22 protein-coding genes and 1 pseudogene are annotated in these 22412 nt (G+C 59.6%); 2 read left to right on the plus strand and 21 right to left on the minus strand.

What is annotated here, in order from left to right; genetic code table 11:
• Window positions 1–3: 3 nt before the first annotated feature.
• From mltG to BLW24_RS23220, 10 genes and pseudogenes are all read right to left on the minus strand, one after another.
• Entirely contained in the window at window positions 4–1056 is a 1053-nt protein-coding gene (gene mltG / locus BLW24_RS23175) for an endolytic transglycosylase MltG (protein WP_090387259.1), read from the minus strand.
• A 3-nt stretch (window positions 1057–1059) separates the two neighbouring features.
• Window positions 1060–1875 (minus strand): aminodeoxychorismate lyase, encoded by an 816-nt coding sequence (pabC, locus tag BLW24_RS23180; protein WP_090387261.1) that lies wholly within the window; start codon window positions 1873–1875, stop codon window positions 1060–1062.
• Complete coding sequence (gene fabF, locus BLW24_RS23185; protein ID WP_090387263.1) at window positions 1875–3119, minus strand: beta-ketoacyl-ACP synthase II; 1245 nt, start codon at window positions 3117–3119, stop codon at window positions 1875–1877. The genes pabC and fabF overlap by 1 nt, the downstream gene beginning before the upstream one ends.
• A gap of 107 nt (window positions 3120–3226) precedes the next feature.
• Window positions 3227–3460: an acyl carrier protein gene (gene acpP, locus BLW24_RS23190; RefSeq protein ID WP_058066290.1), complete on the minus strand. Its 234-nt coding sequence runs from the start codon at window positions 3458–3460 to the stop codon at window positions 3227–3229.
• A 196-nt stretch (window positions 3461–3656) separates the two neighbouring features.
• Window positions 3657–4400 (minus strand): 3-oxoacyl-ACP reductase FabG, encoded by a 744-nt coding sequence (fabG, locus tag BLW24_RS23195; RefSeq protein ID WP_090387264.1) that lies wholly within the window; start codon window positions 4398–4400, stop codon window positions 3657–3659.
• A 16-nt stretch (window positions 4401–4416) separates the two neighbouring features.
• On the minus strand, window positions 4417–5355 hold the full coding sequence (gene fabD / locus BLW24_RS23200) for an ACP S-malonyltransferase (RefSeq protein WP_090387266.1): 939 nt from the start codon (window positions 5353–5355) through the stop codon (window positions 4417–4419).
• A 104-nt stretch (window positions 5356–5459) separates the two neighbouring features.
• Window positions 5460–6470 (minus strand): phosphate acyltransferase PlsX, encoded by a 1011-nt coding sequence (gene plsX / locus BLW24_RS23205; protein ID WP_139272738.1) that lies wholly within the window; start codon window positions 6468–6470, stop codon window positions 5460–5462.
• A 3-nt stretch (window positions 6471–6473) separates the two neighbouring features.
• Window positions 6474–6656, minus strand: coding sequence for a 50S ribosomal protein L32 (rpmF, locus tag BLW24_RS23210; RefSeq protein WP_002552688.1), 183 nt, complete (start codon window positions 6654–6656; stop codon window positions 6474–6476).
• Between the two features lie 13 nt (window positions 6657–6669).
• Window positions 6670–7197: a YceD family protein gene (locus BLW24_RS23215; RefSeq protein ID WP_090387270.1), complete on the minus strand. Its 528-nt coding sequence runs from the start codon at window positions 7195–7197 to the stop codon at window positions 6670–6672.
• Window positions 7198–7447: 250 nt separating this feature from the next.
• Window positions 7448–8427 (minus strand): annotated as a pseudogene (locus BLW24_RS23220) (IS5 family transposase).
• A gap of 85 nt (window positions 8428–8512) precedes the next feature.
• Here BLW24_RS23220 and BLW24_RS23225 point away from each other — a divergent pair.
• Entirely contained in the window at window positions 8513–9091 is a 579-nt protein-coding gene (locus BLW24_RS23225; RefSeq protein ID WP_090387272.1) for a Maf family protein, read from the plus strand.
• 50 nt (window positions 9092–9141) lie between these two features.
• Here BLW24_RS23225 and BLW24_RS23230 read toward each other — a convergent pair whose 3' ends face one another.
• The 3 genes from BLW24_RS23230 to rluC are packed head-to-tail and all read right to left on the minus strand — an operon-like array spanning window position 9142 to window position 11750.
• Window positions 9142–10119, minus strand: a complete 978-nt coding sequence (locus BLW24_RS23230) for a S49 family peptidase (protein ID WP_090387274.1) — start codon at window positions 10117–10119, stop codon at window positions 9142–9144.
• Window positions 10109–10804: an HAD-IA family hydrolase gene (locus BLW24_RS23235; protein WP_208600208.1), complete on the minus strand. Its 696-nt coding sequence runs from the start codon at window positions 10802–10804 to the stop codon at window positions 10109–10111. The genes BLW24_RS23230 and BLW24_RS23235 overlap by 11 nt, the downstream gene beginning before the upstream one ends.
• Window positions 10797–11750: a 23S rRNA pseudouridine(955/2504/2580) synthase RluC gene (rluC, locus tag BLW24_RS23240; protein WP_090387276.1), complete on the minus strand. Its 954-nt coding sequence runs from the start codon at window positions 11748–11750 to the stop codon at window positions 10797–10799. Before rluC ends, BLW24_RS23235 begins: the two co-directional genes overlap by 8 nt.
• A gap of 579 nt (window positions 11751–12329) precedes the next feature.
• Between rluC and rne the strand changes: the two genes are divergently transcribed.
• On the plus strand, window positions 12330–15374 hold the full coding sequence (gene rne, locus BLW24_RS23245; RefSeq protein ID WP_090387278.1) for a ribonuclease E: 3045 nt from the start codon (window positions 12330–12332) through the stop codon (window positions 15372–15374).
• Between the two features lie 120 nt (window positions 15375–15494).
• Here rne and murB read toward each other — a convergent pair whose 3' ends face one another.
• From murB to BLW24_RS23285, 8 genes are all read right to left on the minus strand, one after another.
• On the minus strand, window positions 15495–16529 hold the full coding sequence (gene murB, locus BLW24_RS23250; protein WP_090387280.1) for a UDP-N-acetylmuramate dehydrogenase: 1035 nt from the start codon (window positions 16527–16529) through the stop codon (window positions 15495–15497).
• The gene (locus BLW24_RS23255) at window positions 16526–16990 is read right to left on the minus strand and encodes a low molecular weight protein-tyrosine-phosphatase (RefSeq protein WP_090387282.1); all 465 of its coding nucleotides are present in this window, start codon (window positions 16988–16990) and stop codon (window positions 16526–16528) included. The genes murB and BLW24_RS23255 overlap by 4 nt, the downstream gene beginning before the upstream one ends.
• On the minus strand, window positions 16990–17754 hold the full coding sequence (gene kdsB, locus BLW24_RS23260; RefSeq protein ID WP_090387284.1) for a 3-deoxy-manno-octulosonate cytidylyltransferase: 765 nt from the start codon (window positions 17752–17754) through the stop codon (window positions 16990–16992). The genes BLW24_RS23255 and kdsB overlap by 1 nt, the downstream gene beginning before the upstream one ends.
• Complete coding sequence (locus tag BLW24_RS23265; protein WP_090387286.1) at window positions 17755–17940, minus strand: Trm112 family protein; 186 nt, start codon at window positions 17938–17940, stop codon at window positions 17755–17757.
• A 61-nt stretch (window positions 17941–18001) separates the two neighbouring features.
• Complete coding sequence (gene lpxK, locus BLW24_RS23270; RefSeq protein ID WP_090387288.1) at window positions 18002–19003, minus strand: tetraacyldisaccharide 4'-kinase; 1002 nt, start codon at window positions 19001–19003, stop codon at window positions 18002–18004.
• A 13-nt stretch (window positions 19004–19016) separates the two neighbouring features.
• Window positions 19017–19445, minus strand: a complete 429-nt coding sequence (locus BLW24_RS23275; protein WP_090248015.1) for an ExbD/TolR family protein — start codon at window positions 19443–19445, stop codon at window positions 19017–19019.
• Window positions 19442–20074, minus strand: coding sequence for a MotA/TolQ/ExbB proton channel family protein (locus BLW24_RS23280; RefSeq protein WP_090387290.1), 633 nt, complete (start codon window positions 20072–20074; stop codon window positions 19442–19444). The genes BLW24_RS23275 and BLW24_RS23280 overlap by 4 nt, the downstream gene beginning before the upstream one ends.
• Window positions 20075–20146: 72 nt before the next feature.
• On the minus strand, window positions 20147–22372 hold the full coding sequence (locus tag BLW24_RS23285; RefSeq protein WP_090387292.1) for a DNA internalization-related competence protein ComEC/Rec2: 2226 nt from the start codon (window positions 22370–22372) through the stop codon (window positions 20147–20149).
• Window positions 22373–22412 lie beyond the last annotated feature (40 nt).

Here is a 22412-nt window from a genome sequence, read left to right on the forward strand (position 1 = left end):
TCCTTACTGATTATTGGGCACGACTGGGGCCGGGCTCGAACGATAATCCGCGCGGCGCTTGAGCTGATACTCACGCACGGCCCGGTTGTGCTGCTCCAAGGTGTTGGAAAATACGTGACTGCCATCGCCTCGGGCAACGAAATACAGGCTGCTGCCGGCAACCGGGTTCAGCGCCGCATGGATCGCCTCACGACCGACTAAGGCGATCGGCGTCGGCGGCATACCGTCGATGGTATAGGTGTTGTAGGCCGTCGGCTGACGCAGATCATCACGGGTGATACGGCCGTTGTAGCGCTCGCCCATGCCGTAGATCACGGTCGGGTCGGTTTGCAGGCGCATGCCGATACGCAGACGGCGCACAAAGACCCCGGAAATTTCGCCACGCTCTTGCGGCACGCCAGTTTCCTTCTCGATCATCGAGGCCATGATCAGCGCGTCATAAGGCTCCTTGTACGGCAGGTCCTTGGCACGCTGTGCCCACTCCTCGGCCAGCACCTGCTCCAGTCGCGCATGGGCCTTCTTGAGCAGCTCAAGATCGCTAATGCCACGCACAAAGCTGTAGGTATCGGGGAAAAAACGCCCTTCCGGATTCTGGCCTGGCAGACCGAGCTTTTTCATCAGCTCGGCATCGCTCAGCTCGCTGAGGGTCAGTTCAAGGCGTGTTTCGCGCGCCAGCGCTGCGCGTACCTGACGAAAATTCCAGCCCTCAACCAGCGTCAGGCTGTATTGCAGCACTTCACCGCGTCGCCACTGACCAAGCATATCCAACGCTGTATCGCCGGGTGTCAGGCGATACTCGCCACTGTGCAGCGGTTGATTGCGCAAGTTGAAGCGCCAGTAAAGGCGCAGCCAGAAAGCCTGATCAAGGATGCCGTCGGCCTCAAGGCGATTGAGCACACCACCCGGCGTCGCACCTGCAGGCACATCCACCAGGTACTCTTCAGTGAGGTTCAGAGGCTGATGCAGCGCTGCATGCTGTTGCCAGGCGGCAAATGCGACCAGTAGGCCAGCCAGCAGCACACCGCCTTCCAGCAGCAGCAAAATTTTGCGTATCACAAATCAGCAGTCCAGTAGATCGCGGGCAATGGCCTGCAGTTTACGGGTGAGCGGGCCGACCGGCCAGTCGTGTGCAAGCAAAGCGCGAACTGGCCACACCCCATAGAGGCTGTTGCACAGCATGACCTCATCAGCCGCTAGCAATTCGGCGTAGCTGATATCACGCACCTGACACTCGATCCCCAGCGCAGCCGCCTGGGCCAGCAGCTCGGCGCGCATCACACCAGCCACCCCACAACGCGACAGGTCAGCGGTAACCAGCACAGCGTTACTGACCATTAGCAGGTTGCTGTAAACACCCTCAATCACCCGGTCACTGGCATCCAACATCAGGCCTTCGGCATGCTCGGCGTCCTGCCACTCGCTGCGCGCCAGCACCTGCTCCAGCCGATTGAGATGCTTCAGCCCCGCCAGCAACGGTTGCTCGGCCAAACGCGTAGCACAGGCAAACAGGCGTACGCCCTGCTCGGCATAGGCGGCGGGATAAACCGGCTTCGCGGCCGCCTGCAGCACCACGCGAGGCCGGCCGGGCTGTGGCGGCGCATAGCCACGCTGTCCATCGCCACGAGTGAGGATGAGCTTGGCCACACCCTCGCCCAACTGCTGACTAAAGGCCAGCAGTTGGGCACGTACAGCGGGTAGGTCGAGGGGGATTTTCAGCCGCACACAGCCTTCAGCTAAACGCGCCAGATGGCGCTCTAGCAGTACCGGCTGCCCGGCATTTACAGCGATGGTCTCAAATAGCCCATCGCCGTAGGCCAGGCCGCGATCCTTGACGGACAGCAGCTCGACCGGCTGCCCATCGACCCAGCTCAGCATCAACCGGCGAACCTGCGGAATACCAGCGAGCCGTTGGTGCCACCAAAACCGAAGGAGTTGGACAACACGACATCCAGCGCCATGGCCTTGGCCTGGTGCGCGACAAAGTCGAGGTCGCAACCTTCGTCCGGGTTATCCAGGTTGATGGTGGGTGGTGCCACCTGATCGCGCAGAGCGAGGACGCTGAAGATCGCCTCCACCGCACCGGCAGCGCCGAGCAAGTGGCCGGTCATGGATTTGGTCGAGCTGACGGCGAGCTTGTAAGCATGCTCGCCGAACACCGACTTCACCGCCGCCACTTCTGCCTTATCACCTGCCGAGGTCGAGGTGCCATGGGCGTTGATGTACTGCACCTGCTCAGGATTCAGCCCGGCATCACGCAATGCATTGGTCATGCAGCGCGCAGCGCCTGCGCCATCTTCCGGTGGCGAGGTCATGTGGTAAGCGTCGCCGCTCATACCAAAGCCGATCAGCTCGGCATGGATAGTCGCGCCACGCGCCTTGGCGTGTTCCAGCTCTTCCAGCACCAGGGCACCGGCACCGTCGGACAGCACGAAACCGTCGCGATCCTTGTCCCACGGACGGCTGGCGCGGGTCGGCTCGTCGTTGCGCGTCGACAACGCCCGCGCCGCACCAAAGCCGCCCATGCCCAGGCCGCACGCGGCCATTTCGGCACCGCCGGCAACCATCACATCGGCTTCGCCGTAGACAATGTTGCGCGCCGCCATGCCGATGCAGTGCGTACCAGTGGTACAGGCCGTGGCGATGGCGTAGTTAGGCCCCTGAAGCCCCAGATGGATCGACAGGAAACCGGAAATCATATTGATGATCGAGCCGGGCACGAAGAACGGCGAGATGCGCCGCGGCCCTTGCTCGTGCAGCGACTTGCAGTTGTTTTCGATATTGGTCAAACCACCGATACCGGAGCCCATGGCCACGCCGATACGCTCACGGTTGGCATCAGTGACTTCCAGACCGGAGTTGCGCACTGCCTGAAAACTGGCAACGAGCCCGTACTGGATAAACAGATCGAGCTTGCGCGCCTCTTTGGCGGACAGGTACTCCTCGACGTTGAAGCCCTTTACCGCGCCACCAAAACGTGTGGAAAAAGCGGAAAGGTCCATATGCTCAAGCAGGCCAATACCACTGCGGCCAGCCAAAATGCCCTGCCAGCTACTCGGCACATCGTTACCCAATGGCGACAGCATACCCATACCGGTAACCACGACGCGTCTACGCGACACAGCAATCTCCTTTTCTAGTTTTCAACGCCTGGAAAGCGCTTAAAGAAAAGCCGCACGCCTGATGAAGGGAGTGCGGCTTTTCCGAGTCGGGATCCGACGATTACGTTTTACGCGTGAGCGGTAACGTAGTCGATCGCTTCCTGAACGGTGGTGATCTTCTCGGCTTGTTCGTCCGGGATCTCGGTCTCGAATTCTTCTTCGAGAGCCATCACCAGCTCAACGGTGTCAAGAGAGTCGGCACCCAGGTCTTCAACGAAGGAAGCGCTGTTGGTTACTTCCTCTTCTTTGACGCCCAGTTGCTCGGCAACGATTTTCTTGACGCGTTCTTCGATGGTGCTCATACGTTGTTCTCACTCCTAATGGGACAAATCTTGGCCACTGTTCTGCGGCCAAGTGTATAGAAAGGGTTTTTAGCATTTCAAGCTGAATGCCGGGGTGCCCCACAAACACTTCAACGACCTGCCTACAAACCTGTTGCAGCTTTATAACGGATTTTAGACAGCATCTATGACAGTTTTCTGAAGCCACCCGTCACATTCAGCTCATGTACATCCCGCCGTTCACAGGGATAGTAGCGCCTGTAACGTAAGCCGCGCCATCAGAAGCGAGGAAAGCGACCACTTTTGCGATCTCTTCAGCCTGCCCCAAACGACCCAACGGAATCTGTGTCAACAGCGCATCACGCTGCGCATCCGGCAGTTCACGGGTCATATCGGTGTCGATAAAGCCCGGCGCCACGGCGTTCACGGTAATCGCCCGCGACCCCACCTCACGCGCCAATGCCCGCCCAAAACCTTCAAGGCCCGCCTTGGCAGCTGCATAGTTGACCTGACCAGCGTTGCCCATGGCACCCACCACCGAACCGATGTTGATGATGCGCCCGTAGCGTGCCTTGGTCATACCCCGCAGCACGGCCTTGGTCAGCCGGTACAGGCTGCTCAGATTGGTATTGATGACATCAAACCACTCGTCATCTTTCATCCGCAGCATCAGGTTATCGCGGGTGATACCGGCGTTATTGACCAGAATCAACGGCTGACCAAGATGTTGCTGGATATGTTCCAGGGTGCTGGCAACCGATTCGTCATTACTGACATCCAGCACCAGACCGGCACCTTCGATGCCATTGGCTTTCAGAGTTTCCGCAATACGCTCGGCACCCGGGGCGGAAGTGGCGGTACCAATGACCACAGCGCCCTGACGCCCTAGCTCCAGGGCAATGGCCTGGCCAATACCACGGCTCGCGCCGGTAACCAGTGCGACTTTACCTTGCAGGCTCATATCGTTTCTCCTTAAATCAGACCAGAGCTGCGTTCGCAGCAGCGAAGGCGTCCGGGGTGTCCAGGTTATGGGTATTGATGCCTTTGACGCAGCGCTTGTTCAAACCAGACAACACCTTGCCCGGACCGCACTCAACCAGATCGGTCACGCCTTGAGCAGACAGGCAGACGATCGATTCAACCCAACGCACCGGACTGTAAAGCTGAGCCAGCAGATCACGCTTGAGCCCCTCCAGATCCGTCACGGCCGCAGCACTGACGTTCTGTACCAGAGCAATTTGCGGTGCCTGCCAGTCAATTGCCGCTACTGCTTCGGCAAAGCGCTCAGCCGCCGGGCGCATCAGTGCGCAGTGCGACGGCACGCTAACCGGCAATGGCATCGCGCGCTTGGCGCCACGCGCCTTGCACGCCTCAATGGCACGTTCAACGGCAGCCGCGCCACCGGCGATAACCACCTGACCTGGCGCATTGAAATTCACTGCACTGACCACTTCACCCTGCGCAGCTTCGGCGCAAGCATCCAGTACATCAGCATCTTCCAGACCGAGAATCGCCGCCATGCCGCCCTGCCCGGCAGGAACCGCCTGCTGCATCAGCTGACCGCGATGCTCAACCAGCTTGACCGCCGCCGCCAGCGACAAACTACCGGCAGCAACCAGCGCCGAATACTCACCCAGGCTGTGCCCGGCGACAAAAGCCGGACGCGCATCACTCTCGGCAAGCCAGGCACGCCACAGCGCAACAGAAGCGGTGAGAATCGCCGGCTGAGTTTTGTCAGTTTGATTGAGTTGTTCTTCAGGGCCTTGCTGGGTCAACGCCCAGAGGTCATAACCGAGGGCTTCGGAAGCCTCGGCGAAGGTTTCTAGGATCAGCGGCCGTTGCGCACCATGCTCGGCGAGCATGCTCAGCGACTGGGAACCCTGACCCGGAAAGACGAATGCGAGAGATGCAGACATGGAAACCTGTTCCTAATGATCGTGATCGTCGGTAATACGCGCCCAGCCTAGCCAAGCGCAAGAAACTGACAGTTGGATGACAGGCTGACCGCTGCGGTCACATTCTAAAGCAGGTGCTCACCCAATCGACCATGCAAACGCTGCGGCAAATTTTCTTCAATCTCCCGCAAAGCTCGGCGAATGGCGCTTTTAAAGCCTTCTGGCCCAGCCGCACCATGGCTTTTCACCACAATACCCTGCAGCCCGACAAAACTCGCACCATTGTGCTGCGCAGGGGCCAACTCCCCCTGCAAACGTCGTAACAGCGGTAACGCAAAAAACCCCACCATGCGTGCTGCCAGACTGGATTTGAACAGCGCCTCAATCCGCCCGGCAATCATCGCCGCCAGGCCTTCACTGGACTTGAGCAGGATATTGCCGACAAAGCCATCGCACACCACCACATCAGCCTCACCGCGATACAGTCCATCGCCTTCGACAAAGCCTATGTAGTTCAGGCCTTCCGCTTGCTGCAACAAACTGGCGGCCAACTTAACCTGCTGATTGCCCTTGATGTCTTCAGTGCCGACGTTCAGCAGCGCCACACGCGGACGCACTGCACCCAGCGCCTCGGCAGTAACCGAGCCCATCACGGCAAACTGGTAGAGGTGCTCGGCGCTGCAATCGACATTGGCACCCAGATCAAGCAGATGACAAAAGCCCGCCTGCGTCGGAATAGCCGTGACCATGGCCGGACGATCAATCCCCGGCAAAGTTTTCAGCACGTAGCGCGACAGCGCCATCAGCGCCCCGGTATTACCGGCACTGACACAGGCCTGGGCCGCGCCACTGCGCAGCAATTCAAGACTGATACGCATCGACGAATCCGGCTTGCCACGCAGCGCCTGAGCCGGACGCTCATCCATGGCAATAATCTCGCCAGCATGCTCAACGCGCAGACGTGCACGATCGACGCCAGGATAGCGAGCAATCAAGGATTCAAGGAGAGAGGATTGGCCGACGAGGACCAAGTGTAACGAAGGGTATTCAGCCAGACAGGAGATGCAGGCCGGAACAATGCAGTGGGGACCGAAGCCCCCACCCATTGCATCAATCGCGATGATCGGAGCGGACAAGATTTACTCGTCAGCGCCCTTGTCGATCACTTTACGACCACGGTAAACGCCTTCTGGCGATACGTGGTGACGCAGGTGAATTTCACCGGTGGTTTTCTCGACCGACAGAGTGCTGGCCTCAAGAGCATCGTGCGAACGACGCATGTCACGGGCGGAACGGGATTTTTTGTTCTGCTGAACAGCCATAACTAATTAACTCCTAAACGTTTGGGTCACGCTTTAACTGCGCCAATACACTGAACGGGTTGGACCGCGCTACCTCGTCCTCGCTCGACTCGGACTCTTCGAGGCAGGTCGGCTGCTGGCAATCTTTAGGGTCATGAGCCGGGACAATGGGCAAGGCAAGCAGAAGCTCCTCCTCAACCAGCGCCAGCAGATCCAATGGGTCTTCACCCAACTCAACCACGTCATAGCCTTGCGGCACTGACTGGGTATTCCCACCCTCTTTCACCACAGCGTAATCACACGCACTGTGGATCGGCAAAGTGACCAGCTCCAGACAACGCTGGCAAACCATCTTGACTTCAACCTCAAGCTCGCTGTGAAAAACTACAGCATTGCGCTCGTCGCGCTCGAAGAAGAACTTCGTACGCACCATGCCTTGGTTATCGGCAAGCGGGCCGCAGAGACGCTGCAAATCTGACAGTTGCAGCTCACCTTCGAGGGTGGCACTGCGATCGGCTAGTTTGCGCGGATCAACGTGAGGTGGAATCGGGCCATTTGACATAGGCGGCGCATTTTAGGGATGCAACCCGCCGCTGTCAAAGGAAATTCGGCCTGTCCAGCATATGGACCGACAGCTAGAATCGCCCACCATCTGCAAACCCCTATGGACCCTCTGAAGTAGCCATGCATTTCTGGCTGACGTCAGCCTCTGCTGATTTCGAAAGTGATAAATCGATCAAAAACGATCAGATTACCGGCTCATTTCTGTGTTTTTAGCCGCCGCGAGCACCTCGCGACAGCCATTTCCAGCATTACGGGCGCACCTCTCCTGCATTCGTCAGTAAATCTCGGCGCGCCATCCACAGATTTGACAGCGCGAATAAAGTCACCAGTTGCGCCGTGTTTTTGACCAGGCCACGGAAGCGCGTCTTCACATAACCGAACTGACGCCTGATCACCCGAAACGGATGCTCGACCTTGGCTCGCACTTGGGCCTTGGCCTTCTCGATTTTGCGCTTGGCTTTGTACAGCGCGCTGCGCTTACCGAGTTTCTTGTAAGTGCTACGCCGTGCTGCAACCTGCCAGATCACTTGACGGCCCTCATGCTCGGGGCGCTTCTCGACACCGGTATATCCGGCATCGGCCCCACCATGTTTTCCTCGCCGTGCAGCAGCTTATCGACCTGGGTGACATCCGCCACGTTGGCGGCAGTACCCACCACGCTGTGCACCAAGCCAGACTCGTCATCCACCCCAATGTGCGCCTTCATGCCGAAGTAATACTGATTGCCTTTCTTGGTTGAGTGCATCTCAGGGTCACGCTTACCGTTCTTGTTCTTGGTTGAACTCGGCGCGTTGATCAGCGTGGCATCGACGATGGTGCCTTGGCGCAGCGACAAACCACGGTCACCCAGGTAGCCATTGATCACGGCCAGGATGCCGGCAGCCAGTTCGTGTTTTTCCAGCAAGCGGCGGAAGTTGAGGATGGTGGTTTCGTCAGGAATGCGCTCCAGAGTCAGCCCGGCAAACTGGCGTAGGATGGTGGTCTCGTACAGCGCCTCTTCCATCGCCGGATCGCTGTAACCGAACCAGTTTTGCATCAGATGCACTCGCAGCATCGCCATCAGCGGATAGGACGGTCGGCCGCCTTCACCCTTTGGATAATGCGGCTCGATCAAAGCGATCAACCCTTTCCATGGCACTACCCGATCCATCTCGATCAGGAACAATTCTTTGCGGGTCTGCTTGCGCTTGCCGGCGTACTCGGCGTCGGCGAAGGTCATCTGCTTCATCGGAAAACTCGGCGGGTGGAGTGCGGATATTTTGCCAAAATCAGGAAGTCTTTTTCAGACCATCCCTATATAGAAGGAAATCGCCGTGCTGCCTCTGGTGCTTGCCTCCAGCTCACCCTACCGACGTGAACTACTCACCCACCTACGCCTACCCTTCACCTGGAGCGCTCCGCAAATCGACGAATCACGGCGCCCTGATGAAGATGCAGAAGCCCTGGTGCGCCGATTATCGCTGGAAAAGGCCCAAGCACTGAGCGCTACCCACCCACAACACCTGATCATCGGCTCAGACCAAGTGGCAGTACTCGGCTCACAGATCATCGGCAAACCACACACCCTGGAGCGCGCTCGCGAACAGCTACTGGCCGCCAGCGGCAACAGCGTGACCTTTCTGACCGGCCTCACCCTGCTTAACAGCGCCACCGGCCAGCAGCAAACCGACTGCATACCCTTCACCGTGCATTTTCGGCCACTCAGTGACGCGCAAATCATGCGCTACCTAACCGCCGAACAACCCTTCGACTGCGCCGGCAGCTTCAAAGCCGAAGGCCTGGGCATCAGCCTGTTTCGCAGCACAGAAGGCAGCGACAGCAACAGCCTGATCGGCCTCCCCCTGATCCGCCTGGTGGACATGCTGCTGGCCAGCGGCATCGATATCCCCTAAAAACAACAAGCCCGATCAATGACCGGGCTTATTTGCAACAGCTTCAAACCTTAGCGCAACGCCGGCCCCTGAAACCCCATCCACAGGGCAATGCGCTCAGCCATGCTAGCACCCAGGGTTTTCGCGAAGCGATCGAAAGGCGACTCCTGCACCGTGAAATCAACGATTTCCTTCTCGCCAATCACCTCCCGCGCCACATAGCTGGTATTGCCCAAGGCATCGACCAAACCCAGCGTTAAAGCCTGCTCGCCCGACCAGACCAGACCCGAGAACAGTTCAGGGTGCTCGGCGTCCTTCAAGCGCTCACCACGCCCCTGCTTGACGCTGGCAATAAACTGACGATGAGTGGTTTCCAGCACCCCCTGCCAGAACTCGGTCTCTTCGGCCTTTTGCGGCTGGAACGGATCGAGAAACGCCTTGTGCTCGCCAGAGGTATACACGCGACGATCAACACCCAGCTTCTCCATCACCCCGACAAAGCCAAAGGTTGCCGCAGTCACACCAATGGAGCCAACCAGACTGGCTTTGTCGGCATAGATCTCATCAGCCGCACTGGCGATGTAATAGGCACCCGACGCACCCAAATCGGTGATCACCGCATACAGCTTGATCGCCGGGTATTCCGCGCGCAGACGGCGAATCTCGTCATAGATGTAGCCCGACTGCACCGGACTGCCGCCCGGGCTATTAATGCGCAGGATCACACCCTTGGTGTTGGCATCCTCAAACGCCGCACGCAGGCTGCTGACAATATTGTCGGCACTGGCAGCCTCCTGATCAGCAATCATCCCGCGCACTTCAATCACCGCAGCATGACTACCGGTGGTCGCGCCTTTTTTCATCGCCAACATGGGCGAGAACAAGGCCAGCGCGCCGAAGATATAAATAAAGGTCAGCAGCTTGAAGAAAATCCCCCAGCGCCGCGCACGGCGCTGCTCCTGCACACCGGCCAGCAGAGTCTTCTCCAGCAGCTGCCAGCTTTTACCGTCACCATCAGCCGCTGCCGACGCCTTCCATTCATCTGCCATGCAAAACCACCTCAACTGACTGATTAGACGCACGCCGACCCAACCAGGCGCGCAACTCGGTAAAACACTCTATTGCCAACGTTGGCTGACACTCGCGTAACGCCTGCAAAGGCTGCGCACCATAACCGACCGCAACACAATCCATCCCCGCGCGCTGCGCCATCAACAGATCGAAGGACGAGTCGCCAACCATCAACGCCTGACTGGCAGTAACGCCGCTCTGCGCAAGAATTTCGTGCAACATCAGCGGGTCTGGCTTGCTCGCCGCTTCATCGGCGCAGCGGCTGTAATCGAAATAATCCAGCCAGCCGCGACCAGCCAACACGCGCTGCAAACCATGCCGCCCTTTGCCGGTCGCAACCGCCAGACGATAGCCCTCGGCACGAAACGCCTCCAGCCCCTCAGCCACACCGTAAAACAGTGCCGAAGGCTCCGCCTCAAGAGCCAGATAGTTTTCGCTGTAACTGTGCCGCAACTGCTGCGCACAAGTCGCATCATGCATATCCGGATACAAGCTGCGAATGGCCTCAGGCAAACCCAAGCCAATAATGCCGCGCACCTGCTCATCCGTGCAGCGCGGCAAGTCACAGGCATCAGCAGCCATATGCATCGCAGCAACGATTCGACCAATCGAATCGACCAACGTGCCATCCCAATCAAAGATCAACAGCCGATAATCACGCACCGAGACGCTCCAGAGTTCGCGCCCACATCTCATCAACCGGTGCTGCTAGCTTGAGTTGACCACCTTCAGGTAGCGGCACAATCAACTCATAGGCATGCAGAAACAGGCGCTTACAACCCAGATCGCGAATTTCCTTGGTGAAATCGTCATCGCCGTATTTGCTGTCACCGGCAATGCAGTGCCCGGCATGCTGCGTATGCACACGAATCTGATGGGTACGCCCAGTCACCGGCTTAGCCTCAACCAAGGTGGCGAATTCGCCAAAGCGGCGCAACACACGGAAGACGGTCAAAGCCTCTTTACCTTCAGGATTGACCTCAACCATACGCTCACCGGAACGCAGATTGCTTTTCAACAACGGCGCATTGACTTGCTTCTTTGCGGTCGCCCAGTGACCGCGCACCAACGCCATATAACGCTTATCCACACCATCGCCACGCAAGGCCTCATGCAAGTGGCGCAACATGCTGCGCTTCTTGGCAATCATCAACAGGCCCGATGTATCGCGATCAAGGCGGTGCACCAACTCCAGATCTTTGGCATCCGGACGCAACTGACGGAAGGCTTCGATCACCCCGTAGTTCAGACCACTGCCGCCATGCACAGCGATGCCAGCCGGCTTATTCAGCACGATCAGCGCCTTGTCCTCATAGACAATAGCTGCCTCAAGGCGCTGCAAAAGCCCCTGAGCCAGCGACTCAGGTTCATCGCGCTCAGCCAAGCGCAGCGGCGGTACACGAACGACGTCACCCGCCTGTAGCTTGTACTCAGGTTTGATCCGCCCCTTGTTCACCCGCACTTCGCCTTTACGCAAAATCCGGTAAATCAGAGTCTTGGGCACGCCTTTGAGCTGGGTGCGGAGAAAATTATCAATGCGCTGGCCGGCAAGTTCCGGCGCAACCTCGAGCAGCTGAACGCCGGAGGTTGGAGGGGAAGGATTTGTCATCGCGCAATCATAACAATTTTTTATGGAATTGAAGCACTTAATCATTGCTGCTATAGTCGGGAACGCCGCCAAAAGCGGCCTGGTTTGCGGATGATCGCCAAAACTGCCATCCCCAACCAACGCAACCCATTCGGGACGTGAGGCCGTCCGACGGGTTATTCAACGAAAGAAAAGCCTCCAAGGCTGTGAATAACTCGGAAATAAAGCCTTTAAGCCATGATGCGCAACCTGCCCCTCTGGACGGTTGCGGTAATAGTTAACCCGCTGCGGATTTTCGCGAGCGGCACCCGAGTTTCAGCGATACGTGTAGGGTGGAGATGTACAACTGTTGGTCCGCGTAGCAGCTCGCTTTACCAAGACGCCTCATCTCGTCCGCTACCAACAGCTGATTCCTCCTCCTGACTTAGTGCTTTCTGTTATCACAGCGAGCAGGAGACGTCCGTCGCGGCCCAGCACAATTGGCTGCCGCCGCTAGACACTGGAACGCTTTACGACCGTTCCTGACGCACCTGACACCGACCCCTGAAGTCGTGTGTGCCGAACGCCGCTTCCGCCAGCACCGGAAACCGACGGTACTACATGAAAAGAATGCTGATTAACGCAACTCAGCCCGAAGAGTTGCGTGTTGCCCTGGTAGATGGGCAGAAACTCTACGACCTGGACATCGAGTCCGACGCTCGTGAGCAGAAAAAATCCAACATCTACAAGGGTAAAATCACCCGCGTAGAGCCTAGCCTCGAAGCCGCTTTCGTCGACTTCGGTTCTGAGCGCCACGGCTTCCTCCCGCTCAAAGAAATCTCCCGCGAATACTTCAGCAAGGCTCCAGAAGGCCGCGTCAATATCAAAGACGTGCTCAAGGAAGGCCAGGAAGTCATCGTTCAGGTCGAGAAAGAAGAGCGTGGCAACAAGGGCGCAGCCCTGACCACTTTCATCAGCCTCGCCGGTCGTTACCTGGTGCTGATGCCGAACAACCCGCGCGCCGGTGGCATCTCGCGTCGTATTGAAGGTGAAGAGCGCAACGAGCTGCGTGAAGCGCTGAATGGCCTGGTCGCCCCAAGCGACATGGGCCTGATCGTGCGCACCGCAGGTCTTGGCCGCTCCAGCGAAGAAATGCAGTGGGATCTCGACTACCTGCTGCAACTCTGGACTGCTATCAAAGAAGCTTCGCTGGACCGCGCCGCACCCTTCCTGATCTATCAGGAAAGCAACGTAATTATCCGCGCCATCCGCGACTACCTGCGCCAGGACATCGGCGAAGTACTGGTCGACAGCATCGAAGCGCAGCAGGAAGCCCTGAGCTTTATCAACCAGGTGATGCCGCAGTACGCCAGCAAGATCAAGCTGTATGAAGACAGCGTACCGCTGTTCAACCGCTTCCAGATCGAAAGCCAGATCGAAACCGCCTTCCAGCGCGAAGTGAAACTGCCGTCGGGTGGTTCCATCGTTATCGACCCGACCGAAGCTCTGGTGTCCATCGACATCAACTCGGCGCGCGCCACCAAAGGTAGCGACATCGAAGAAACCGCCCTGCAGACCAATCTGGAGGCGGCTGAAGAAATCGCCCGCCAATTGCGTCTGCGTGATATCGGCGGCCTGATCGTCATCGACTTCATCGACATGACCCCGGCGAAGAACCAACGCGCCGTGGAAGAAAAAGTCCGTGAAAGCCTGGAAGCCGACCGCGCCCGTGTACAAGTGGGCCGTATCTCACGCTTCGGCTTGCTGGAAATGTCGCGTCAGCGCCTGCGTCCATCTTTGGGTGAGACCAGCGGTATCGTCTGCCCGCGCTGCAACGGTCAAGGCATTATCCGCGACGTTGAGTCGCTGTCGCTGGCTATCCTGCGCCTGATTGAAGAAGAAGCCCTGAAAGACCGCACCGCTGAAGTTCGCGCACAAGTGCCAATTCCGGTTGCCGCTTTCCTGCTCAACGAAAAGCGCAACTCGATCACCAAGACCGAACTGCGTACCCGCGCCCGCATCGTGATCATCCCGAACGATCACCTGGAAACGCCGCACTTTGAAGTGCAGCGCATCCGTGACGACAGCCCGGAAGCTCAATCCACCCAATCCAGCTATGAAATGGCTGTGGTTGAAGTGGAAGAAGAAAAGCAGGCTGCCGCCACCCGCACCCTGGTTCGCCAGGAAGCTGCGATCAAGACCGCCCCACAGCGCACCGCACCAACGCCCGCTGAGGCCGTCGCTGCACAACCAGCTGCCACTGCCGAGCCAAGCCTGTTCAAAGGTCTGGTCAAGTCGCTGGTCAGCCTGTTTGCCGGCAAGGAAGAAGAAAAACCTACCGTCATCGAGAAGAAGACCAGCGAACGCCCACAGCGCAGCGATGAGCGTCGCAACGGTCGCCAGCAGAACCGCAACCGTGGCGGTCGCAACAATGAAGATCGCAAACCACGCGAAGAGCGTGGCCCACGTGAAGAACGCGCACCGCGTGAAGAGCGCCAGCCACGTGCCGCCCGCGAAGACCGCGCACCGCGCGAAGAACGCAGCCCACGCGATGTCGTAGAGGTTCGCGAGCCGCAGGAAGTGCGTCAATCGCGCCCTCCGCGCGAAGAGCGCCAGCAACGCGACCGCAAGCCACGCGAAGAGCGCCAGCCACGCGAACTGCGTGAGCCGCTGGATGCCGCCCCCGGCGAGAGCGCAACCGCCAGCGAAGAAACCCGCGCCGAACGCCCGCAACGCGAACCGCGTCAGCCGCGCCAACCGCGTGAAGAACGCCAGCCGCGCGCCGAACAGGCAGCAGCTGCAGGTGACGAAGCAGCACTGAACGCGGAAGAAGCACTGCAGGACGATGAGCAGGAAGGCAACGAAGGCGGCGATCGTCCACGTCGCCGCTCCCGTGGCCAGCGTCGTCGCAGCAATCGTCGCGAGCGCCAGAACGACGCCAACGGCAATCCGATCGAAGGCAGCGAAGAAGCAACAGAAGCAACAGAAGCAACAGAAGCAACAGCCAATGTCGACAACGCAGTAGTTGCAACAGCAGTAACCGCCGCCGTTATCACTAACGCGGACGAAACCGCCCAAGCGAACGCTGAAGTCGCACCAGTAGTTGTCGAGCAGGAGCAGCCACGCGAACTCACTGCAACTGAAGCGCCACAAGCCGTTGTTGAGATCGCTGCTGTAGAAGCAGTGGTCGAGACCAGCGAAGCACCTGCACATACCGCCGAAACCAGCAAAGCTGCACCAGCACCTGCTGTTGTAGAAACTCCTGCCCCGGCCGCAGAGGTTGTTGAAGTGCCCGCTGTGGTTGCTGCTCCCGAACCGACTGCTGAAGTTGTGGCAGTTGAAGCTGCACCTGCAGTCGCTGTCAGCAGCACCGGCCGCGCGCCTAACGATCCGCGTGAAGTGCGCCGTCGTCAGCGTGAAGCCGAACGCCTGGCACGCGAAGCCGCCGAAGCACCAGCTACCTCCGCACTGGTTGAAGCGGCTGCTCCGGTGGCTGAAGAGCCGGTTGCCGAAGCCGTAGTTGAAACTGCAGCTGAAGCACCTGCGAGCATCGAAGCAGCCGAGCCAAAGGCTGAAGCAGAAGTGAGCCAGGAGCCGCAGAGCTCACTGTTTACTGAAGTGGAAGCTGACGAGCAGGACAAAGAAGCGGTCAAACCACAGGTCTGATCCGCAGGATAGCCGCCAGGGATGGCGGGCTACAAAAAAGGGGATGCTTCGGCATCCCCTTTTGCGTTCTGGCTTTATTACAGCGCGATCAATACGCGCGATGCCTAACATCACAAGGCTTTACAGCACGTTTGGCTCGATCTCCAACTCCACTGCAAAACGCTGGGCGATATCTGCCTGGATACGCTGCGCCAGTGCCAATAACTGCGCACCGGTGGCGGCGCCATAATTCACCAGCACCAACGCCTGCAGACGATGCACACCTGCATCCCCCTCACGAAAGCCCTTCCAGCCCGCCCGCTCGATCAACCAACCAGCGGCCAGCTTGACCTGCCCGTCCGCCTGGCCATTCACCACCTGAGGATAGGCCACCAGATCGGCATGCTCGGCGCGCAAGCGCTGTGCGAGTTCGGCCGATACCAACGGGTTCTTGAAGAAGCTACCGGCATTACCCAGCTCAGCCGGATCCGGCAGTTTTTCGCTGCGAATAGCGCAGATGGCCTGGCTGACATCCCGCGCCGTCGGGGCACTGATGCCCTGCTCCGCCAACCGCTGACGCACCGGACCGTAATCCAGGTGCAACGCAGCCGTGCGATTCAAGGCAAAGCGCACCCGGAGGATGACCCAGCGCCCGCTTTCGCGCTTGAACAGGCTGTCGCGGTAGGCAAAGGCGCAGTCCACCAGAGAGAACTCGCATAACTCGCCGCTGTGCCGATCCAGGGCAGTCAAACCGACAAACAGGTCCTTCAATTCAACGCCGTAAGCGCCAATATTTTGCACCGGGGCAGCACCTACGGTGCCAGGGATCAGGCTGAGGTTTTCCAAACCGGCAAAACCCTGCGCCAGCGTCCACTGCACAAAAGGATGCCAAGGCTCGCCCGCCTCCGCCTCGATTACTACACGCTCGCCGTCATCGCTGAGTACGCGAATACCGCGACTGGCCATGCGCAGCACCAGCGCTTCAACATCGGCGGTGAGCAGCAGATTGCTGCCACCCCCGAGCAATAACAGCGGCAACTGCTGCGTTTGTGCATAGCTCAGCGCTTCGCACACCTGCTGATCATTCTCAGCCTCGGCAAAGTGGCTGGCCAGGGCCTCGACGGCAAAGCTGTTATAGGGCTTCAGCGATACCTGAGTACGCACCGAGAGGCTCATAAGCGCCCCTTGAGTTCAATAATCAGGGCATCACAGGCCTGCTCAATCAAATCCAGCACCTGGGCAAAACCGGCCTCGCCACCGTAATAGGGGTCCGGCACTTCATCCAGTTCCAGCTGATAACGGCGCAGAAACAGGTCCAGCTCGGCCGCATCATTGCCCGGACGCAGCTGCTGCAGGTCGTGCAGGTTGCTGTTATCCATCGCCAGAATCAGGTCGAAGGCATGAAAGTCTGCCGCCTTGACCTGCCGACCGCGCAGCGCGGACAGGTCATAGCCACGCTGCTGCGCAGCCTGGCGCGTGCGCAGATCCGCAGCCTTGCCTACGTGCCAGTCGCCAGTGCCAGCCGAATCTACTTCGACGCGCCCGTCCAGCCCCGCTTCACGTAGCTTATGGCGCAACACGCCTTCGGCCGTTGGCGAGCGGCAGATATTGCCCAGGCAGACAAACAGAACGCGCATCAGCCCCCCAGCAGGCGACGAACCCGCTCCAGGTCTTCCAACGTGTCGACGCCCGCAGGTGGCGCTTCCAGTGCATCGGCGACATGGATACGCACGCCATGCCAGAGCGCGCGCAGCTGCTCCAGGCACTCGGTATCCTCCAACCAGCACGGGCCCCAGCTGACGAAGTCATGCAGAAACTGCGCACGGTAGGCGTAGATGCCAATGTGGCGGCGGTACGGCACGCCTGCTGGCAGCTCATCGCGGCTTTTGGCAAAGGCATCACGCGCCCAGGCCAGCGGCGCACGACTGAAGGTCAGTGCCAGGCCGGTCTTGTCGCTAACCACCTTGACCACATTGGGGTTGAACAGCGCCTGCACATCCTCGATCGGCTCGGCCAGGGTAGCGATGGCTGCCTGTGGATTGGCTGCCAGGTTGGCGGCAACCTGATCAATGATCGCTGGCGGAATCAGCGGCTCGTCGCCCTGCACGTTGACCACAATGGCGTCAGCCGCCAGGCCCAGAGCCATGGCTACTTCAGCCAGACGGTCGGTGCCTGAGTTGTGATCGACGCGGGTCAACACCACTTGCGCACCAAAGCCCTGACACGCCTCAACGATGCGCGCATCGTCAGTGGCAACGACCACCTGCTGGGCGCTGCTTTTGCACGCCTGCTCCCAGACATGCTGAATCATCGGTTTGCCGGCAATATCCTGCAGCGGCTTACCCGGCAGACGGCTGGACGCAAAACGCGCCGGAATCACAACGGTAAAGGCTGTGCTCATTTACTTGTCCAGGCGCTCGTCGACGTTGAGGGTGCGGGCTTCGGTTTCCAGCATCACCGGGATGCCATCGCGAACCGGGAAAGCCAGTGCGTCGGCCTTGCAGATCAGCTCACTCTTGTCAGCGGCGAGCTTCAGCGGGCCCTTGCACAGTGGGCAGGCGAGAATGTCGAGTAGTTTCGGGTCCATGAGAGATCCTTGATAGGAAGCAGCAGCTGAGACGGACGAGGCCGCCGAATGATCAGAACAGTCAGGCGCGCGGCACAAGACGCTGCAATTGCTGATCAAACCAGGCAACAAACGCGGCCGAAGGCTCGGCATCCACCGCCAGGTACCACCAATCGTCAGCCGCAAAGGCACGGCACTTGACCGCATCCTTTTCCGTCATCAACACCGGCAGCGCCGGGCTGAAATTCAGCAACTCGGCGCTGTACGGCGCGTGGTCGGCAAAGGCATGCGCGACAGGCCGCCAGTGTAGCCCTTCGAGGGTATTGAAGAAACGCTGCGGATTGCCAATACCGGCGACCGCATGCAGGGCCTGACCAGCAGGAAAATAGTTCAGAGGGTGCTGCTCGCCACTGCGCAGATTGACCAAGGTACGCGGCTGCAGGGTAAAGCCGTAGCCTTCCTGCGGATCGCTGGACGCGCCGTTATACAGCAGCGCATCCACGCCCTGCAGACGCTCTACCGGCTCACGTAAAGGGCCGGCAGGCAGGCAATGGCGATTACCCAAGCCGCGCGCCGCATCGATCAGCACCAGCTCGAGATCTCGGGCCAGACGGTAGTGTTGCAAGCCATCGTCACTGAGGATCAGGTCCAGCGGTTCGTCTGCCAGCAGGGCCGCCACAGCACGTCCGCGATCAGGATCAATCATCAGCGGCACGCCGCTACGCTGCACAATCAGCAGCGGCTCATCACCGGCCACGCGTGCGGTTTGATCAGCCTGCACGCGCCAGGGCAGCTGCGGCGGCTGCGCACCATAGCCGCGACTGACCACGCCGACGCGCAGCCCTTGCCGGCGGCAATGCTCGATCAGCCAGAGAATCATCGGGGTTTTTCCGGTGCCGCCGACAGTGATATTGCCGACCACCACGACCGGCACGGGAGCACGGTAGATCACGCCCTCACCCGCCAGAAAACGTGCGCGCTTGCGCTGCACTACAGTGCGATACAGCCACTCCAGCGGACGCAGCAGGCCCAGTGCCGGATGACCGGCGTACCAGGCAGCAGTAAGGCGTGCGGAGAGGCTCATCAGCGGGCAACCCTCAAGGCGCGGCTTGCGCCTCGATGGTGGTCATGCGCAGGTGGGCAAAACCCAGCTTGCCGGCCGCATCCATGGCGGTAATCACCGCCTGATGCTGCGCCTTGGCATCGGCGCTGATGATCAGCGGTAGGCTGTTATCGCCCTCCGATTCCTTCTGCAACGCTGCCATCAGGCTTTCCAGATCACTTTTCAGCAACTGTTTGGCATTCAGCGAGTAGCTGCCATCGGCGGCAATCAGGATTTCCAGCTGCTTCAGTTCGGTCTGCTCCGGCGGTGTGCCAGTGGCGGCCTCAGGCAGATCAACCTTGAGCTGGGTCTCACGGGTAAAGGTGGTGGTGACCACGAAGAACAGCAGCAGGATAAACACCACGTCAATCAACGAGGCCAGGTTGATCTCGACGTTCTCCCGCGGTTTGCGCCGGAATTTCACGCCTTGTCCTCGCCCATGTCGACGTCACGGTCGCCCTGCACCACTTCTACCAGGCGAATTGCCTCCTGCTCCATACCGACCACCAACTCATCGACGCGGCGTTGCAGGTAACGGTGGAAGAACAGTGCCGGAATGGCCACCATCAAACCCGCCGCCGTAGTGATCAGCGCCTTGGAAATACCGCCGGCGAGCAAGGACGCATTAGCCATGCCCGAGCCCATAAAGGAGCTGAAGATTTCGATCATGCCAAGCACCGTACCGAGCAAACCCAGCAGTGGCGCAATGCCGGCAATGGTGCCCAGGGCATTCAGGTAGCGCTCCAGGTCGTGAATCACCCGCGCGGCGGCTTCCTGGATGCACTCTTTCATGATCTCACGACCATGTTTGGAGTTGGCCAGACCAGCGGCGAGGATCTGCCCCAACGGCGAGTTGGCGCGCAGCTCCTTGAGCTTCTGGTTATTGAGTTTTTTATCCTTGATCCACTTCCATACCTGACCGAGCAGGTTGGGTGGCGTAATGCGGCTCGGCCGCAGCGCCCACAAGCGTTCGGCAATGATGCCGGCCGCAGCGATAGAACACAGAATGATCGGCAGCATCATCCAGCCGCCAGCTTTAACCAGTTCCCACACGGTGGCAGATCCCCTTCACAAAAGTGGCGCCACTCTAGCATAGGGTCGCGGCCTCGCCGACCGTCGCTGTTCTCATTTTTCCCGCCAAAAACGTGCTCGATAGCGCAAACCCTGCGCAGGCTCGAATGCACCCAAACGAATCCGTACCGCGCCGTGTTCGACGGTGTCGTACAGCCGCGCATCCAATGCCCGGTAACGCTCGACAACTTCGGCATGCGGATGACCAAAGGCATTGTGCGCACCACGGGAAATCAGCGCAGCTGTAGGCCTGACCTTTGCCAGCAAGGCCGCCGAGGATGAACTGCGACTGCCATGGTGCGGTGCCAGCAGCCACTGCGCCGGCATTACCAGACCACTGTTAAGCAAGGCACGCTCAGCGTGGCTGTCGATATCACCAGTTAGCCACAGCCGCTCGCCATTGGCCTCGATGCGCAGCACGCAGGACGCCTGGTTGCCATCAATCGCACTCGCCCAACGCCAGGTACTGAATTGCACGCCATCCCACTGCCAGTGCTGACCACTGGCACAGGCTTGGGCCTGCAGTGACGGCGCGAGCTTATCCAGCTCGCCACTGAACACCTGCCTGACAGGCAGACCGCGCTTGATTGCTGTGGCGCCCCCGGCGTGATCGTTATCGGCATGACTGATCAGCAACAGATCAAGGGCGCGAACATCCAGCGCCCGCAGAGAAGGCAGTACCACGCGCTCACCGGTATCGAACTCGCCAAAACGCGGCCCAGCGTCATACAGCAGAGCATGTGTCTGGGTGCGCACCAGCACCGCCAGCCCCTGGCCGACATCCAGCATCCACACCTCGGCTAGCCCGTGTTCAGGACGCTGCTGTGGGCTGAATAACAAGGGCAGCAGCAATAGCCCACCCAGGCTGCGCATAGGCAAAGCGGCTGGCAGGAGCAAAACCAGCGCACCCAGCGCCACCAATAGCCAGGCCCAGAATGGCAAGGCGCTAGGTAACCAAGCCGGCAACCATAGGGCCAATTGCGTCAGCAGAGAAAACAGCAAGTCCAATACCCAGCCTGCTATCCAGAGCAGCGCAGCACCAACCCCAGGCAAGGGCAGCAATAACATACCAAGTAATGCCAGCGGCACCACCAATAACCCAACCACGGGTACCGCCACCAGGTTGGCCAAGGGACCACTGGCACTCACAGGTAAACCGAGCGCCAGCAGCAACGGCAACAAACCGATGGCCATGGCCCATTGTGCGCGCAATAAGGTGCTCCACCAGGGCCTGACACCCAAGCGTCCGCTGAAAATCAGGATCAATAGCATCACCGCGCCAAAGGACAACCAGAAGCCAGGCTGTAAACTGGCCAGCGGTTCACCCAGCAGCACCCCAAGTAATGCCATTAGCAGAGGCAGCCACACACCCAGGTAACGAAAACGCCAGCGCCAGAGCAGCACCAGACCGACCATCACGCAGGCGCGCTGTACCGGCACCTCAAAACCTGCCAACAACCCATAAGCCAAGGCGCCGGCAAATGCCATTGCACAAGCAAAGGGCAGCCAGGGCCAGCTGCGCGGCCAGAATCCCCAACGCGCCAAACCGGCAACCAGGCCATATAACAGCGCTGCCAACAGACCGATATGCTGACCGGATATCACCATCAGGTGCACCGTGCCGGTGTTCTGCAGCACCTGCCAATCTGCTGTCGAAAGCCCCGAATCGTCACCCAACACCAGGGCCGCCAGCGCGCCTTCGCGGCCATGTGCGGGCGCTGCCAAGAGCTGCTGACGCAAGCGGTCGCGCCAGGCCCCGGAACCACTGGCAGGGGCAATCAGCTCGCCGCTTTTCACCGTACCCGTGGCGCCGATGCGCTGCGCCAGCAGCCAGGCTTCGTAGTCGAATGCCTGAGGATTGACCAAGCCATGGGGACGCTTGAGCCGTACCGCCAGACGCCAGGTCTCGCCCGCACGCACGGCCGGCCCGTCATACCAGGCCAGGCGCAGACGCGCGGGCAATTTGTCGCGACGTGAAGCCACCTGCTCCAGCTGAAAGCGCACCACGCCCTCACCCACCTCAGGCAAGCCGACCACCTGCCCTTGCAGCCACAAGGTACGCGCATCCAACTGCCGCGCCAGACGATCATCCAGCGCCCACTGCGCCGATACGCACGCCCAAGTGAAGCCGAATAGAAACAAGGCTACGGGATAACTGCGAAACGGCAACAGCATCAAGCCAGTGATCGGCAAAAGAACCAGCAGCCAGAACGGCGGCAAGGTCGGAAGAAAGCGCAGCACCAGCAGCCCGGCCACCAGCGCGAAAACCCCTGTGCGCATAGACTCGCTCCGTGAGTCGAATACAGGGCGGTTGCAGGAG

This window comes from Pseudomonas anguilliseptica (assembly GCF_900105355.1).
Taxonomy (GTDB): domain Bacteria; phylum Pseudomonadota; class Gammaproteobacteria; order Pseudomonadales; family Pseudomonadaceae; genus Aquipseudomonas; species Aquipseudomonas anguilliseptica.